Here is an 18,229-nt window from a genome sequence, read left to right as displayed (position 1 = left end):
TATTTAAGACAATCATCAAGTGAATCTATAGATGTCAAAGTCCCGCGTAACCACCCTGTAATTTCAATTCTCCTTTTTCTAACATATTTTTTCCTGTTTGTTCTTGGCTATTTTCAAATGTCACGTTAACATCGTTCGCAAAAGAAATAAGTTCTTCTCTAAGTTCCTCAGGTGAGAGATTACTCCAGGTGTTAACTTCTCTCATAATTGTGAATAGCGGTTTGTTTACAACTTTTCCAACAAAAATCTTATCGTAAACCTTTTGGTCAGTCTGTTCACTATCTACGAGCAGTTCTTCAAAAAGTTTTTCTCCCGGTCTAATTCCAGTTTCAACAACTGGGATTTCTTTCTCCGTAAAGCCACTTAATTTAACTACTTTTTTAGCCAAATCCACTATTTTGACGGGCTCTCCCATATCCAAAACAAAGATTTCTCCACCTTTGACCAACGTTCCCGCTTGAATAACTAAACGACTTGCTTCTGGAATAGTCATGAAGTAACGGGTCATTCTAAAATCGGTAACTGTCAATGGCCCACCATTTTTTATCTGTTCCTGGAATAATGGGACAACACTTCCCCGACTCCCAAGCACATTACCAAACCTTACTGCCGCAAACTTGGTTTTTCCAGGTTCATTTAGTCCTGTTACAATCATTTCGGCTAGTCGTTTAGTAGCTCCCATAACATTAGGTGGATTAACAGCTTTATCTGTTGAAACCATTATAAATCTGTCAACGCCAGCCGCTTTAGCTGCTTCTGCCATGTTTTTCGAACCATAAACATTATTTTTCACAGCCTCATATGGATTGTACTCCATCATAGGAACATGCTTATGTGCAGCTGCGTGATAAACTCGATTAGGTTTATATTTTTTCATAATATCAAATATTCTTTCACGATCCTGTATATCTGCAATCAGTGGTACTATTTCTATCGTATCATTATAAAGGTTTCTCAGTTCCCGATCGATTTGATAAATAGAGTTTTCACCGTGGCCTAATAGAAGTATTTTTGAAGGTGAAAACTTCGATACTTGTCGACATATTTCTGATCCGATTGAACCGCCTGCTCCACTGACAAGAATTGTTTTACCGTATAGTTCAGTTGATATTTGTTCCATATCAAGCTTCACTTCTTCTCGCCCAAGTAAATCTACAACATCAATATCTCTAAATTGATTACTGCCAAGCTTACCTTGAAGAATATCTTCAATATATGGCATTTTATTAACTATTACATCTGTTTGATTGCATAGATCAACGATATTTTCATAGGCTTCAGCTGGTAAAGATGGAATGGCTATTGTAATTTGTTCCACATTTTTTGCTCTAACAATTGTTGGTAAATCTTTAATTTTCCCAATAATGGGAACGCCGAATAAGAAAGTTCCTTGTATTGTTTGATCATCATCCACAATTGCAACAACATTCAATTTGTTTGGGAAGCTTTTTATGCTTCTAATAAAAATGCTCCCACCATTACCTGCGCCGACTACTAATGTACGAATTTGATCTTCAATAACTGGTTCTTTATTTTTTCGGAATGTGTATTCATAATAAAGTCGAAGTATCATTCGGCTCCCAATAATACTTAGAACTGAGAACAAATAGGTTAAAAAGTAAAAACGTAAACTTAATAAAGGTTCTGGTACAAAGTTTATAGCAAAACTATTTGAAAGAATGAATGAAAGAGAAACACTGACCACAAGTATCATTACTTCTGTAATACCTGTGCGATGATTAATATTAGAAAATATTTTAAATGCATTGCCTACTATTAAGTAAGTAATACATGTGAATCCTATACTTATGAAAATTACTGACGGTGGAAAGTATACAAATGGAACTAGAAACAAAATAGAGATTATTGCTGAAAGTATAATTGTTGAAAGATCAAAACTCGCGACGATTAATTTTTTTAAATTTCTACTCATAATATTCCCTACTTTCTTAGATATAAAATAGTAAGTTATATAATTTACGTTCACTTGATTAATAGTTCTTTCTGAAGTGAAAAATGGATATGAACTGCTCTTCAATTTTTTTAGCGTAAAAACAAAGGTCCGGTCATATTGTATGAGGTGAAAACTCTATATAGTCATCCTAAATATTTGCATATACTAAAAATGAAAGTGGAATTTTGTTGTAGTATAAATAATAGATTCGATATTGATCAATAGTATGGATTGGTTACATTTGAGGTTTATTATTTAGAGGTAAATCAGGGAATGAATTCGAGCCGATGTGTTTTTGGTAAATAATATTCATTTGAGGACTTACATTTTCAATTTCATAAGGGGTTATAAACACGGTATTTCTTATGCCAAAAGTTATTCTCAATACTTCATTTTGGATCAATTTCGATATTTTTGCTGCCATTCCTTCATAATCATCAATTTGTACTACATAGCCATTTATTCCATCATGAATCAAGTCCCTGTTTCCCCTGCAATCTGTTACTACAAGTGGAAGGCCTGTTGCCATTGCTTCCATTACGTTAACGGGTAATCCTTCTTGGCGAGATGTTGAAATTGCAATATCTGAAAGGCTCATCAGCTCTGGAATATCAGTTCTAAATCCTAATAAGAAAACGTTATCTGTTAGATTTAATTCCTGAATCATTTCCATATATTCTTTATCATATTGTCCGTCTCCGACTAATAAAAGTTTAGCTTGAGGCGATTTCTCGACTAACCGTTTCATCATATAAATTGCCTGCGACTGATTCTTTCTTTTAGACAGCTCTCCTACATAAATTAACAGCATATCTTCATCTGAGAATCCATATTTTTTCCTCAACTTTTTTCTTTTCAAATCAGTTGTTGGACTAAACCTATTAAGATTAATTCCTACACCTTTGATTATTTGAATATCTTTCGTTTTAAAATGTTTATTTTTTGCATTGTTATAATCTTCCGGATTAATAGTAATTAGACAATCCGTCAACGATGAAAGTGTTTTTTCAATCGTATAATAAATTAACCAATTTTTCTTTGGTGCCCCTTTGTAAAAATGAAAACCATGGGCAGTATAGATTACATGCGTCCCATATTTTTTTGTCTCTCTTGAAGCTAATCTTCCAAGTACCCCGCCCATTGGTGTATGGCAATGTATGAGTGAGTATCGTTCTTTTTTGAATATTTCCTTGATCTGCCTGTAAACTAACAAATTAGTTTTTGAAAAAGGGTCTCTCTGTATAAGTAAATCATAAACTATGACATTTTTTTGTTCTAATCTATCTTTAAACTTATTATTTTTATCATTCTTTTTCTGATCTCTCTCATAAAAATTAGCCATTACATGTACTTCATACCCATTATCTTGCAATATTTTTATATTGTCTTGGTTAAAACTTTCGATCATAGATGATACTGACGCCAATAATAGTACTTTTTCCATTAAGAATCCCTCCAGTTAGCGCTATGATATATCAATTGATTTTATGCTGTATCTTTGCATTACTTCCCATTTTTTTATTCCAGTTGAATACATGGACGCGTTTACGAGAGGAATTAAGAAGTTTTTTCATTTCTGTAATCACTCTCAATTGATCAAACTCAGTCATGTTAGTTCCAGAAGGCAAGCATAATCCCCTCTCGAATAACATTTCACTGACCGGCTTTTTGTTTTCAGAATCAGTATAAAACTTAGTGTTGTTAAATAATGGTTGAAGATGAAGAGGTTTCCATAATGCTCGAGTTTCTATACCCACTTCATCCATCATTGTCATGAATTCTAACGGATGTAAATTGTACTTAGTGGGATCAATAGTCAATGTCGTAAGCCAGCGATTCGATGTCGTTTCAACCATTTCCGGCATAAAGTTCACACCTGAGATGTTCCCCAATTCCAGTTGATAATTATTAAAAACCTCTCTTCTGCGATTAACCCGTTCATCCAACACTTCCAATTGCGCTCTACCAATTCCGGCCACTACATTACTCATTCGATAATTATAGCCTACCTGAGAATGTTGATAATAAGGTGCCGGATCTTTTGCTTGTGTGGCTAAAAACCTCGCACGAGCTAAAAGATCTTCGTCATCAGATACTAGCGCTCCCCCTCCAGAGGTTGTGATAATTTTATTTCCATTGAAGGAATAAATACCTAGTTTCCCGAGTGTGCCACTTTTTTTATTTTTATACGTAGATCCCAATGACTCAGCTGCATCTTCCACTATAGGAACATTAAATTTTTGAGCAATAGCATTTAATTCATCCATTTTCGCACTTTGGCCGTATAAGTTTACGACGATTACAGCCTTGGGTAATTGGTTCATAGCTTTAACTTCTGTTAAGGCGATCTCTAAAGCATCTGGAGACATATTCCATGTATCAGCTTCAGAATCAATAAATACAGGCTCTGCGCCTAAGTATAGAATTGGATTTGCACTTGCGACAAAAGTAAATGTTGATACAAAAACTGTGTCTCCTTTGCCAACGCCTAGTACAGCTAAGGCTAAATGTATTGCTGCAGTCCCGGAGTTCGTTACAGTAACTCCTTTTACTCCAGAATAAATTGAAATTTCTTTTTCAAACGAATCGACATTGGGACCTAAAGGGGCAATCCAGTTGGTTTCAAAAGCTTCATCAATATACTTTCTCTCATTTCCTGACATGTGTGGTGTGGATAATAATATTCGATTATTCATTTTGGCTCCTCTTTTCTCTATTCAATTTGATCAAAAAAATTAGACTTTCTGATTCAAGCGATATTCAATAAAACTCTGATTTGTCTTTTGTCCTGATTCAATTATGTCACAGCCTGTTAAAACTTTTTTTATAGTAAGGAAAAGTATCTTAGCATCCAAATTTATAGACATGTTGTCAAGATAATATAGATCAAGTTCAAACTTTTCTTCCCAATTCACACTATTTCTACCATTGACTTGTGCCCAGCCACTTATACCAGGTTTAATATCATGTCTCTGATTCTCACGTTCAGTATAATAGGGTAAATAGTTGACAGTAAGCGGTCTCGGTCCAATAAAGCTCATTTCTCCCTTTAAAATATTAACCAGTTGAGGAAGTTCATCTAAGCTTGTTTTTCGAATGAATTTTCCTGAACGCAACATCCGTTCAGAGTCTGACAGCTCTTTTCCATCTTTATATAATTCCACTCTCATACTTCGAAGTTTATACAACGTAAAAACCCTTTTATTCTTACCTATTCTAGGTTGTCTGAAAATGACAGGACCCGATGGATCCTCCAACTTAATTAAGAGTGAAACTATAATTAGAATGGGAGAGCTGATGAACAACAGTACTAGTGCAAGTTGAAAATCTAAAATACTTTTCCATTTATAATAGTTCATAAGTATCTCTCCTTTGTTCAAAATATTATTTTATTCTACTATACCAATTCAGGATTTCACCTTCATCGTTTTAAGTAGCGGAGTATGTTGTTCACGTCTCAAAATCTTTAAAACTCTTTGAGGAATAAGTCCCACTATTAAGGGTTTGATAACGTAAGGAAATCCTAAAGGCAAAAGGTCCATTCGTTTAAAACCTCTATATCTCACTTTCATCTCATCAAAGCGGTTGTTATAAGAACGGCGTTTAAAAGTAGAGGCATCCTCTCTATAAAGTAGTAACGTGTCTGGTAAGTTGCTCCCTTTGTACCCCTCCGCGTAGAAGCGCATAAACAAATCATAATCTTCAGCTCTTAAAGTTGACTTTTCAACGGCATATCCGTCCAAATCAGTAAGAACTTTTTTTCTTATTAATATTGTGGGGTGTACAAATTGAGATGTTTTAAGAAAATCTTTTTTTCCCGGTGATTCTTTTGAAGTTCGTGTACCCCAAATTCCTTTATCGTCAAAAAGTAAGACACTACATCCTACCATTGCTATATCCGGATGATTATCTAGATAATTCAATTGAAGTTCAAAGCGGTTGCGCATCGCGATATCATCTGCATCCATTCGAGCAACGTATTCACCCTTGGCTACTGCCAGACATTTGTTTAAAGAATAAGCTAGTCCTTTATTAACAGGATTTACAAGAATAGTCAGCCTGTTGTGAAAAAAAGATTTGTATGATTGAGCTATAGCAAGTGTATTATCCTGTGATCCATCATCGCAAACTATGATTTCGAAATCCTGGAAGGATTGTGTCACCATAGAATCCAAACTTTCTCTCAATGTTTTTTCGGAATTATATATACCCATAACCACTGAAATCTTCATATTTTTTACCTCCTGTAATGCTCCTTTTATGCTGCTTTGGTAATTTGATTTAATTAATTGTTGGAAAAAATAGGTGTGTCTAAGTGAGAAGCGGGAGCTCGATAAGCGGGGAAAAATAAAATATTCTGAGGAATAGCGTTTGTATTAAATCTTATTTTGACTAGCTTTTCGTAGGTCTTTAAATCATGAGTTTTTTTCCCTATATAGTAATGATAGTCACTATTTTCAGCAAATTTTTTCTTGAATTGGTAAATGCCATCTTCGCTTTTATGACCTCCTCCCAATATATAATACTTAATTGCTTTTTCTTTCAGAAACTTTATACCGTCAATTTCCATATTTATATTGGGATTCATTTCATAATAGCCTTTTCTCGTCCCTTTTAAGAATCCATAGGAGTAAGTTTCTCCAAACAGGATCAATTCGCTTGCAATGATTAAATCATCCATAAAAATATGAACATAGACATAATGATCTTTCAATTCTATATTCAAATTTTCAAAAAATTGCCGGTCAAAGTAATAATATTCCTGTGCATTATTCTTTTCCATTGTGGAATAATATATTTCTAAAAATCCATCTAAATATGTTCCGCTAGAATCATAAACAGTTTTTATGTCTCTATGCTTATTTCTTCTATAATATCTTAATGTCCTCTTGGAGATATTCTCTTCTACTGGATCAGACAAATCTCTCACAATTTGTGGACCAACGTAATCTACTTGTCCATTAAACTGCTCTCTCATCTTCTGGTTTTCAATTGGATGAAATCTAATAAACTCCGAAACAATTCTTTGTTTTTTACAATATATAGTAAAAGCAGTCTGATAATCTCTAATGAGCTGATCTATATTACTAGCTTTCAAAATTAAAGGTCCACCATACCCATAGGGAGTAAATACATCGTAGTAAATGGTATTATTAACCTTGATTGGTATTTCTTTTTTCATAAACATATGGGTTATTTTCCCATGTTCATTTTCAAAAACAAAAGTTACTACTTCTGCTCTCTCATGTTTCTCATAAAGCTTTCCGTATTTCTCATTGAAATAAAGATTCATCTAAGATCACTCCAATTATGTGAAAGCAATTTTAAAATCGAGATATTTTATAAATGTTAGAATAAAATGTGGGGGTTACTACTAAACGTATTGAGGTTTGCTTTGAGGTTTGCTTTGAGGTTTGCTTTGAGGTTTGCTTTGAGGTTTGCTTTGAGGTTTGCTTTGAGGTTTGGTTTGAGGTTTGGTTGAAGGCTATTATTTTGAGTAATATTCTACTTATATTTATATATAAATTCATATTTAACCTAAAGATAAGTATTATTAAAATTATATCAAGGTTAAGTAATATAATTTCAATAATGATTATTCACCCTAAATATTGACTTACCTTATATTTTTAATAACTTCCATTATCTTCTTCTTTTATACTTTGATAATAGTAATCATTGTTTTTCTTTTTAACTCTATTAAATATAGCGCCTATAACTCTTGCTCCTACAATATCAAGCAGTTCTTTTGATTTCATCGCATCTTCTTCGGTGACTTGTCCTTTAGGTAAGACAAAAATAGTACCATCTACTTTGCTTGCTAAAATTTGTGCATCAGTCACAGCCAGCACAGGTGGCATATCATAAATGATTAAGTCAAAATCTGCTTCCAACTCTTTCATGATTTCATTCATTCTATCAGAGCTTAACAGTTCAGATGGATTGGGTGGAATCGCTCCGCTGGTGAGAATATATAAATTGGTATTTCGATTATATCGAATCACTTTACTTGCCGACAAATCCTTGTCAGCCAAAAGAGTCGTCAGCCCTAAATAATTGTTCAATCGAAATGTACGGTTTACGGTTGGTCTTCTCAAGTCAGCATCTACTAATAATACCCGTTTATTTTCTGACGCTATGGTCGCAGCTAAATTTATAGCAGCAAAGGATTTCCCTGCTCCTTGACCGGCAGAAGTAATGACAATCGTTTTAAATTTACGATCAATCATTGAAAAGTGTAAGTTAGTTCGTATAGTACGAAATTGTTCAGATATACTTGAGTTAGGATTGTTATCTACTACTAAATTTGAATACCTATTACTATTTTTTTGCTTTTTCCTGATCACATGCATGACTGTTCCTCCTTATAACCTAGTTCTTAGAGCAGAAGGATTTGAAGGTTCTTCTACTCTCTGTCTGCTGTCAAGGTGATTAAACTCTTTATAGGGTAGTTCTTCAATTTGGCCTAATGAAATCCAACCGAGTCTCTCATTAATAAAGCTTTCCTCTTTAATCGTATTATCTAAAGAGTAGAGCAAAAAAGCTAAGCCAATACCATTAGCTAAACCAAGGACCATACTGATCAGTATGCTTAATACTTTATTGGGAAAAACGGGTACAGGTTTAGCTACCGCACTTGAAATGATTGTAACATTCTCAATACTCATTATTTCTCCTATTTTATTTTCAAACGTCTCACTAATCGTATTTGCAATACTAGCAGCTTTTGAATGAGACTCGTCCGTGACTTCAAGTATAAAAACTTGAGAATTATCTTGGTTACTCATTTTTATTTTTTCTGATAGTTGTTCATGTGTAAGATCTGTATTTAATTCTGCTCTTACCTCATCTAAAATTACTGGGCTTTTAATGATATCTTTATAGGTATTGATTAATCTTAAATTGGTCTCGATATCACTTCCTCGAATGATTTCACCTTCTCTTGACTCATTTACTAATATTTGTGTAGATGAACTATATTGAGGTGTAATAACAAAAAATATAATAACTGCTGCCAGTGCTGTCCATGCAATAACACATGCAATAACAAACTTCCAATACCTAAATATGATTTTTAATAGTTCAAATATACTTAATTCTTTCATGACAGCCTCCTATGAATAAGTAATCTTATATATTCTACACTGAGATTAATACAATAAAGTTCAGTGCATTAAAATTAATGAGTTGATTGCATTCATATCATTGTTTACCTCTGTATTTCATTTATAATAAAAAAGATTTAAAGGAGTATATAAATCTGATACATTAAAATAGAAAAATAAAACAACGCAAATCATCAAGCAAAAAACAATCCAAACATTCTTGAATTTCGATTCTATATTTAGTGAAGGATAAAACAATAGAATAGGTATTAGAAACCATGGATAAGCCGCCATCCTATCAGAAAAAGCTATGAATCCAAATAACAGATAGATGCTGCTGAGAGCTATATAGGCTTTAAGGATCCACTCAAACCATACATTCTCTTTCAAATAAAAATGTCTAAAACCTATTCCCCAGAGAACCCATACTGTTGTAAATAACAAAAAATCAATTCGATTTGTCGCTCCATAATCGCTGATTGTAGAATTTGAAGAATATATTCCTACTGTTTCTTCCATCCCTCCTCCGACGATCCCGCTTACACTCATCAATAAGATACGATTTAAACCAGTTATCATTATACCTGCAGAGATAATATAAATAATCGTTAAGGTCTTAAGTGAAATATTAAACTTTTTTATTATAAAAATTAATAACGATATTATAGCTGTTGTATGAAAAGATATTGCAACCAAGAAAGTAAATAACCCACTTTTTTTCTCTTCTCTACCTATATACACTATTGTCAAGAGTATAAGGGGTGCTGCTATTCCCTGACGTAAGGTATTAGTCGAAAAATTATAAAAATAGAAAAAACTGATATATCCTAACATGATCATCGGTATCTCAGTAAGTACTAACATTTTCTTCAGTGAAAATATTATAATGAGCCACATTATAGACATTGATAAAATCATAAATACATTTTTAGAGGTAGATATTTGTGAGATAAACCATTGGTAAGTAATATAACCTGGTTCAAATCGGGTGTTACTGAGAATATCCGGTAAACTTTGTAACCGGCTAATATTTAACAGGGTTAAATAACGAGTCATATCAGTCGTAATTGGTATAGCTAATGAAACAGTCGTCATCAAAATGAACATAGTCCCTATTAGAGGGTACTGAATTTTCTGAAAGCTATTTGTCTTATTCAGTCTCATTTGATTAGCTCCAACCCAAAAAACAATTAAAAAATAGTAAATCATTGCCTTCCCTCCTAATATTTGAGAATGCGAAGATTCATAAATCAAAAAAAGTATGACGCTGGTGTATTGAAAAATTAATCAGGGTTTTAAGTGAAGTGAATAACTTTAGAAGAATGATTATAAGGGGAGGTATGATGAATATTTTATACATAAAAGATGTAAAAATAAGAGAGGTTAAAGGACTATATTAAGGAGTGTTGAGGTGAAAGTAATATTTTTTAATGAAGGGTATAAGATTAAGATAGGATATTTGAGGACTTGAAGTTATTATTATGTGTAAAAAGTACTCTAGATAGAATACTTCGGAGAAAAACCTACATATTGAAGGGAAAAACAGAGGGGTAAAACTAATAAAAAAAGTATAGCATATTTAATTTAAAAGTAAAAAGATAAGCATTATAAATATATGATACCTTTAAAATCGTTCATGTGATAAGCTTTTAATCTTAATATTTTTGACTACAAACTATAAATTTGATTACAATTATAAACACTTGAGTCTCCAAAATGTTGGTTTAAAATCAGGAAAGTATTTTGGAGACCATCGCTTTTTGTAGTCAATACAGTGATTTCTTATTGACCGATTTTACTTACCGGAACTCCAACGTAAGTTCCTGCTTCATTTATATTATTTAAAATTACGGCTCCAGCACCAACTAAACAGCCTTTGCAAACATTAACATTATTGCTAATAACACAACCCATTCCAATCCAATTACCTGTCCCGATTCGCACCGTTCCCGCTAAATGAGCTCCTGGTGAAATATGCACATAATCCTCAATAGTATTATTATGATCTAAGCTACTGCTAGTATTGATTATGCATCCTTTACCTATTTTACTTAAGCAATTTATCACTACTCCGGCCATTACTACTGTGCCATTGTCCACACTCACTTCCATACCTATAATTGCACTTGGATGAATGAGTTTGGCAATAGAATAACCTTCTTTCTCAAGTTTAACTTGAAAATTTTGCCTAACACTATTATCTCCGAATGCAACAAAGAAATCTGCTTCATCTTTATATTTTAAAGCATCCTCAATCTTACCAATGATTTTCAATCCAATGCATGTCTTTTTTGATTCATCATCGTCTAGAAACGAGATTTTTCCCCATTTTTTCATTCTCATTGCAATATCAGCGACTACTTTTCCATGGCCACCGGCACCAATAATTATAAGCCTCTTTATCATAATTAGAGCTTCCTTTCTGAAGCAGTACTTCTTTTTTATTTAGCATCTAAAATATACTGATTAGACATTTTATTCATAGACTCTAGGTTAAATTCATAAACACTATTACTCTGACTCGACATGAAGTGTCCATCTCTTTAACAACTTTATCTTAACAACTACTTATATAATCTTCTTGCCTCTAAGAACATATTAGTAATAAAGGCACAAACAGAAAATAGTATGTATATAAGCATGTTTCACTGCTGAAAAGGGTTTAATTTCATATGAAAGATGTCTAGTAAGCCAGTGCTTCACACTACAAAGTGTATCATTACTTTGTTATATTCACTTTATTACTTTGGTATGACCGTTTCTTCATAATATCGTAGAATCTGTATAGGTTTGATTTCTGGCTGCCTAATCTCTTTATGATTCAATAAATAGTCTGCACACATTTCAACTTCATTAACATTTGATAATGTTCGAAAATGAGTAGTTCCTGAAAATCTTGCATTGATTTCAAATATTTTCACTTTATCTCCTGAAATTCTAAATTGAAAGTTAACGGGGCCATATACACCTAATTTTACTGCCACCTTCTCTAAATAGTCATTGATTTCTGTGTAGGGTTCTGCACAAGCTCTCGACGTGTTGCCATCCCTTAAGTCTCTTTTCATAACGATAGATGATTTGGCAGCATTATCAAAAACAACTACTCCTGCTGTATACTCTTCATCATCTGTTCCCACACATTCCTGAATGATGGGATTATTTACTATTTCCAGTGCTGCATATAATTCTTTATGGTCATTAACTTTTGTTACCCCCACAGATCTAGCACCTACTCTAGGTTTCACGATCAATGGAAATCCGACTTTTTCAATTAACGCTTGTTCCTCACCAGGTAATCTAGATTCTGGATACTCCAAATGATTTTCTTTTAAAAATTTATACGTTAACCATTTATCATCTGCTATTTCAATTACATTTTCAGGACTTACCAGTACTTTTGTTCCATATTCTCTCTCGATTTTTTCTCCTGCTCTAGCAAAAACAGTCAATTCAATATCTGTTCCGATCATTATTATATCGGGCCTTTCGATATCTAATATTTCATATATCTTAGTTATATACTCTGCATCATTAGCCATTGGCACTATATAATGTTGATCAACCCAGTATAAACCCGCAGCTAACGGACTAGGATCAACTGCAATTATACTTGCTTTAAGTTTTGATGCCTTGATTGATTTTATAATGGCTTGTCCAAGAACTGCTCCTGCTCCACTGACCATAATTTTCATTTAAATTCTCTCCTTTTGAAAATCAACATATTGAAATTGGCTTAATAATTTTGTGCAATTGCCTACATTTTCTGCTTTATGAGCATCTGAACCTATAGATATCTTTGGATTGATTTCACCACAAGAATATAAAAAATCATATGCATTTTTTATATATCTAGAATTTAATTCAATAGCTTTATTGTTTTCTTTGCTTAGCATCATTAATTCTTTGAAATACTCAATTGGAAATCCACCATATCTGGAAGAATACATACCCCCAGGATGAGCTAGTACATTAATAGGAGAATTTCGAAGCATACCTATCGATAATTCAAATTCAATCTCTGCTAGCTTTTGTGGGGATAAAGCGGAGAAATCAAGAAACCCTCCCCTACCATCCGGGATGCGATGGACACTTCCTAAGATTATATCGCTTTTATCTATAATAGTTTCTGAAATATCTAAGTTACCATAGTTGTCTAAAGCTTTTGTTTCAGCTCCAACTAAGACCTCAATACCTGGATACTTAGAGGCAGTCTCTTTAACAGACTCAGCAAATCTGTCAAACCAATCTGTGTCGATTCTAACATGTTCAGTAAAGGCAATTTTATTCAAACCATTTTCTATAGAGGCTTTGATCATTGTTTCAATAGAATCCTGTCCATCAGTCTGATTAGTGTGAATGTGAAAATCATACGTTATGTCGTTATCTTTTAATTCATTAAAATTAATAAAGGATATGCTCATAATTTACTTACCTCCTCTTCTGTTTTAATAATACGACTTTCAAACACCTTATCTTTTTTTACCTAATTAAATATAAATTATCCTAATTTATTAGTTTCGATAAAAAAGTATGCATTTGAAAGATGGATTGATAATAATTTGTTCCTTTTCTTTCACTCTATCAGAACTCTAAAAAAATTATCTTCACCTCTATTAGATAATCCTAAACTAAATGATTAATTAGTATCAATCACTCACTGAGATTTCGCTAAAAGGATATATCTTTTTTTACGTCTTCTTACTTTAATAATAATAGATTATCAATTATTTGAAAAGTAATACATCTTTAAGCTCCTTTTGAACAAGTATTATTCTGAAGATTTTTTATACACCTCAATATTCACTTCCTAACTAGAAATGGCTATTTAATAGTGTTTCACTTATTCTATCGCCCGAGAAAGTATAATCTTACGCATCTCTTATTTCTCTGTCTAGAGAGTACATTATTTTAAAAAAAATTAATAGTGAAAAGTCTTATATATGGATACGCTCTTTTCGTTACTTTGTAAACAAATTCATCAACAAATTTTTCCTGAACATAATAAAAGCCCCTGAAAAATTACCAGGAGCTCTCGCTAATATGTCCTATTAAATTAATTTTTTCAAATAATCTGCTGCTTGTTTTCCTGTTTGTCTACCGAAAATGATGATCTCAGCGACAGCGTTACCGCCGATTCGGTTCGATCCGTGAATACCGCCTGTCAATTCTCCAGCGGCATATAAGCCGTCAATTTTATTTCCATCCGCCTTCAAAACTTCTGCCCTGGTGTTGATACTTACGCCACCCATTGTATGGTGAATGCCTGGCTCAATTTCAATGGCATGATACGAACCTATTGACAGATCTTCATGCATGTCTGTCGTACGGCCAAATGCTGCGTCTTTTCCTTTTGCCACAGTTTTCTTCCATATCTCAATCGTGTCTTTCAGACTTCCTGCATCCAGAGACACGGCTTCTGCTAATTCTTCAATCGTTTCGCCTGAAACAACTAATCCTACGTGCATGTAATATTCAATCGCACGGACTCTTTCTTTGACACCGTCGTTAAAAATCAAGTATGCTTTTTGTTCAGGCAAAGCAACGATGTCCGCTGAAACTTTATCTCGTTTGTCCATTTCGTTGGTAAAACGCACACCTTCTTTAAAAACTAGGATGGCTCCTTCACCTCAAACGGCTTCTGTGATCAAATACCCTGAAACTTGTTCTACGGTTGGATGAATCTGAATATCGCTCATATCCATAAACGTCTCCTCCCATGTTTGTGATTATTTTCACTAAAAAGAGGGTACCATATGCTTGGCTGAAATACTACCTTTGATTTAGACGCTTATCAACCAAAGAAAATTTAAAAAGGACAGGAAAATCGAATCATTCACTAGGTGAATAATCAATTTTCCTGTCCTTTTTTTTTATTAAATGTTATGAATCTTTCACCTGAATTACACTACTGTTATTCAGCAGCCTCAATATTATTAGAGCCTCTTGTTGTTTTGTTTAGATAACTTAATTATTTAAATAATCTACTGCTTGTTTTCCTGCTTGTCTACCGAAAATGATGATGTCAGCGACTGCGTTACCGCCGATACGGTTTGATCCGTGTATACCGCCTGTCAATTCGCCAGCGGCATATAAGCCGTCAACTTTATTTCCATCCGTTTTCAAGACTTCTGTCATCGTATTGATGCGTATGCCACCCATTGTATGGTGAACTCCCGGTGCAATTTCAACCGCATGATACGAACCTGTTGACAGATCTTCGTCCATGGCTGTTGTACGGCCAAATTCTGCGTCTTCTCCATCTGACACAGTTGTATTCCATGTGTCAACGGTTTCTTTCAGACTACTTGCGTCCAAGGACATAGCTTCTGCTAATTCTTCGATCGACTCTCCTGAAACGACAAAACCTTCATTTTCATATTTTTCAATTGCAAGGACTCTTTCTTTCACACCATCGTCAAAGATTAGGTACGCTTTTTGTTCAGGCAATGCAATGATTTCTGCTGAAACTTTATCACGCGTATCCATCTCATTGGTAAAACGTGTGCCTTCTTCAGAAACCAAGATAGCTCCTTCACCACGAACAGCTTCGGTGATCAGGTAACCAGAAGATTGTTCAACGGTCGGATGGATTTGAATGTCCTTCATATCCACAACATCCCCACCGAGGCTCGAAATCATCTCGATCCCCGTTCCTACACTTCCTTCGTGATTGGTTGTGACGTAGCCTTCCAGATCAGGATTTTGTTCAACAATCATATCAAAATTGGCGCCAAAACCACCTGTTGCGACCACAACCGCTTCTGCACTGATCGTTCTTTCATCTGTCTGATTGACCAACACTTCTACGCCAGTCATTTTCCCGTCTTCTTCCAGGAGAGCTGTTACTTCTGAATTGACAAACAATGGAATTTCACGTTCTTCGATATTGTCCAGTAAACCGTTGACCAGGTATTCTCCCACTGCAGAACCATCGGATGGACGATGTGTACGCTCCACGGTCATGCCTCCTGTAGTGGTCAGATTATCTAAAGTGATACCGATTGAGTCCAACCAGTCGATGGACTCAGCCGAGTGACCGACCATATAATTCAGTAATTCTTCATTGTTTGTTTCGTTACCGCCAGCTAATGTTTCTTCAAAAAAGGCATCATTTGAGTCTTCAATACCTGCGGCTTCCTGAAATTTTGTTTCCGAAGCGTTCATACCGGCAGAAGATTTTTTGGTGTTGCCACCTGCAACTGGCATCATTTCAAACACGACAGGGTTCGCTCCGGCATCTTTGGCTTCAATAGCCGCTGCAAGTCCTGCGCCACCGGATCCGATGATAATGACATCATAGCTGTCTTCTAAATTTTCGATATCAGTATACTCGCGATATGTAGCTGAGGTTACGGCGTCGTTTTCTATGTTCTCAGTGTCTGACTGCTCTGTTTCAGTCGTCGTATCTTTTGCAGCTGTATCATCCGCAGTCGCGTTATCTGACTCATTACATGCTGATAACAATAGAGAAATACTTAACATACTTCCTATAATAACTTTCTTCTTCATTCTTGCATCCCCTTTTTTATATGTGATTGCTTTCACTATATACAGGGTATCACATGCTGAACACTGCTTCATTAAAAAGCGAGCGTTAACACTATGAGAGAAGCGTGAAACTTCAACAAAATCGATCGATAAAAAAGCAACACTCATTTTCTATTCACTTCGATCAGCACACTTTCATGCAAATCAAGTCATAGAAATTTAAGTATTACTTTTTAATTGTTTCATTGTTATTTTTAATAATTGAATAAGACCGGTCGTCACTCTATAAAATATCCTGTTCTGAATACAGACAGAGCATTGAGGATGATTTTCTTACTATGATCATATCTTTCATTCCCCTGACACCCTATTCGATGTCAGGGCTCCAGTTATCTCATCAAAAAGTTTTTGCGACAGGCTATTTTTTGTCGTGATATTCAACTGTACACTGTCCATCTCCCTGATTTTTGAGCTTCGTAATTCTGCTTTAGAACAGACCGAATAGTATAAGTGGAGGGTATCTGATTGCACCACTTATGTATTACATGTGTTGAAATGTCACAATTCGGAAATAAAAGAAAATATTCATGGACATGTCTCAATACAGCTATTCGAGCAGCCTCTTTATATCCACACTTTCTGCAGATAGATTTGCGCCCTGTTAGTTCCTTGATTTCTTCAGAACATTTAAAGCACAGGAATCCTTTTTCCAGCGTCTCAAATGAATAATCAGGCAAGTCGGTATAAGGCGTTTCTAATAGGTGCTCACCACAGAGTATACCAGCGTATTCTCTATTGTTATCTGAGAGAAACTGGTTTTCTCTATTTATCTCGTTCAGATGCTTTCTGAGCATTCCAGGTAAGATAAAGCTTTGATGACGTGATGACTGGTAAAGAATGAACTCTGGATTCACAAAAACGATATGTGAGTCTAGCTTCAAATCGATACCTCTATCATCCAGAAGTTGACGCAACAAAGTACTGGAACGCTCAAGTTGTATAGCCGGATTCAAGATTTCTTTATTCGACGAAAAGTTGATCAGCTTATTATCTTCCAAGGTGTATTCACCTTCATAATTCTTTACTTCATACAAATGTACCGTGTTATCTTTTATGAGCAAGGAGTCAACTTGAAAATAGGTTCGGTTAGTCTTCAAGGTCAAATCCTTAAGGTAGAAATAATTACAGGATAGCTGAGCAATCATCGAGTCAAACTGTTTTTCACCTTCCAGACCCTTAACCAAAGACGAATAATAATTTTTCTGTTTTTGTGTTAGCGTCATGCGATTATTCAGTGACGTCATTACTTTTAACGCATATGGCTCTTCTCTTTCTTTAATGATCATACAATCACCCCATCTATTGGTAAGTCTTACTATATATACTGTTAAAAGAATCAGTTACTCATGAAAACAGGTCTCAACTTCTTTAAAAATCAAGATGTTTAATCTGGCCAGGCCAGATTATTCTACCTTTCATCTTTTCTATATTGATATGTACAATAGTAATCGTTTAGGATAGTCACTCAGGTGTCTCTATTTTGAGTAAGGTGCCCTCGGTGTGGCGTGGACTTTATTTATGATCTGGCTAGCGTTAGTTCGGTAGATTGATTGACTGGCCAACTTCATTTAGTCAGCGTTTAGATAGAGTTCAGCCTTACGATTTATATTCAACTTCATCT

At 34.5% G+C, this 18,229-nt stretch carries 15 protein-coding genes; all 15 read right to left on the bottom strand.

The features are described 5' to 3' along the window. Positions 1-34 precede the first annotated feature (34 nt). The 15 genes from ACO1PF_RS10620 to ACO1PF_RS10550 all read right to left on the bottom strand — a co-directional run bounded on the left by ACO1PF_RS10620 (position 35) and on the right by ACO1PF_RS10550 (position 17,894). A complete protein-coding gene (locus ACO1PF_RS10620) occupies positions 35-1,933 on the bottom strand; it encodes a polysaccharide biosynthesis protein (protein WP_423189032.1) in 1,899 nt (632 codons plus the stop codon). A 256-nt stretch (positions 1,934-2,189) separates the two neighbouring features. Then, positions 2,190-3,398, bottom strand: coding sequence for a glycosyltransferase family 4 protein (locus ACO1PF_RS10615; protein ID WP_423189031.1), 1,209 nt, complete (start codon positions 3,396-3,398; stop codon positions 2,190-2,192). A gap of 31 nt (positions 3,399-3,429) precedes the next feature. Then, complete coding sequence (locus ACO1PF_RS10610; protein ID WP_423189030.1) at positions 3,430-4,650, bottom strand: aminotransferase class I/II-fold pyridoxal phosphate-dependent enzyme; 1,221 nt, start codon at positions 4,648-4,650, stop codon at positions 3,430-3,432. Positions 4,651-4,689: 39 nt separating this feature from the next. Beyond that, a complete protein-coding gene (locus ACO1PF_RS10605; RefSeq protein WP_423189029.1) occupies positions 4,690-5,313 on the bottom strand; it encodes a sugar transferase in 624 nt (207 codons plus the stop codon). 48 nt (positions 5,314-5,361) lie between these two features. Continuing rightward, complete coding sequence (locus tag ACO1PF_RS10600) at positions 5,362-6,186, bottom strand: glycosyltransferase (protein ID WP_423189028.1); 825 nt, start codon at positions 6,184-6,186, stop codon at positions 5,362-5,364. A gap of 53 nt (positions 6,187-6,239) precedes the next feature. Then, positions 6,240-7,247, bottom strand: coding sequence for a GNAT family N-acetyltransferase (locus tag ACO1PF_RS10595; protein ID WP_423189027.1), 1,008 nt, complete (start codon positions 7,245-7,247; stop codon positions 6,240-6,242). Positions 7,248-7,584: 337 nt separating this feature from the next. Then, entirely contained in the window at positions 7,585-8,307 is a 723-nt protein-coding gene (locus ACO1PF_RS10590) for a CpsD/CapB family tyrosine-protein kinase (protein ID WP_423189026.1), read from the bottom strand. A 12-nt stretch (positions 8,308-8,319) separates the two neighbouring features. After that, positions 8,320-9,060, bottom strand: a complete 741-nt coding sequence (locus ACO1PF_RS10585) for a YveK family protein (RefSeq protein WP_423189025.1) — start codon at positions 9,058-9,060, stop codon at positions 8,320-8,322. A gap of 117 nt (positions 9,061-9,177) precedes the next feature. After that, entirely contained in the window at positions 9,178-10,269 is a 1,092-nt protein-coding gene (locus ACO1PF_RS10580) for an EpsG family protein (protein WP_423189024.1), read from the bottom strand. A gap of 573 nt (positions 10,270-10,842) precedes the next feature. Further along, on the bottom strand, positions 10,843-11,466 hold the full coding sequence (locus tag ACO1PF_RS10575) for an acetyltransferase (protein WP_423189023.1): 624 nt from the start codon (positions 11,464-11,466) through the stop codon (positions 10,843-10,845). A gap of 335 nt (positions 11,467-11,801) precedes the next feature. Beyond that, entirely contained in the window at positions 11,802-12,752 is a 951-nt protein-coding gene (locus tag ACO1PF_RS10570) for an ATP-grasp domain-containing protein (protein WP_423189022.1), read from the bottom strand. Next, positions 12,753-13,481 (bottom strand): PHP domain-containing protein, encoded by a 729-nt coding sequence (locus ACO1PF_RS10565; protein ID WP_423189021.1) that lies wholly within the window; start codon positions 13,479-13,481, stop codon positions 12,753-12,755. 627 nt (positions 13,482-14,108) lie between these two features. Beyond that, positions 14,109-14,654, bottom strand: coding sequence for an FAD-binding protein (locus ACO1PF_RS10560; RefSeq protein WP_423189020.1), 546 nt, complete (start codon positions 14,652-14,654; stop codon positions 14,109-14,111). A gap of 370 nt (positions 14,655-15,024) precedes the next feature. Beyond that, complete coding sequence (locus ACO1PF_RS10555; RefSeq protein ID WP_423189019.1) at positions 15,025-16,569, bottom strand: flavocytochrome c; 1,545 nt, start codon at positions 16,567-16,569, stop codon at positions 15,025-15,027. Positions 16,570-16,985: 416 nt separating this feature from the next. Further along, on the bottom strand, positions 16,986-17,894 hold the full coding sequence (locus tag ACO1PF_RS10550) for a nuclease-related domain-containing protein (protein ID WP_423189018.1): 909 nt from the start codon (positions 17,892-17,894) through the stop codon (positions 16,986-16,988). Positions 17,895-18,229: the final 335 nt, after the last annotated feature.

Origin of the sequence: Alkalibacterium sp. f15 (genome assembly GCF_049389645.1) — a bacterium.
Lineage (GTDB): Bacteria > Bacillota > Bacilli > Lactobacillales > Carnobacteriaceae_A > Alkalibacterium.
Note: the sequence above shows the minus strand (reverse complement) of the source record. Positions and strands in the feature narration are given on the sequence as shown.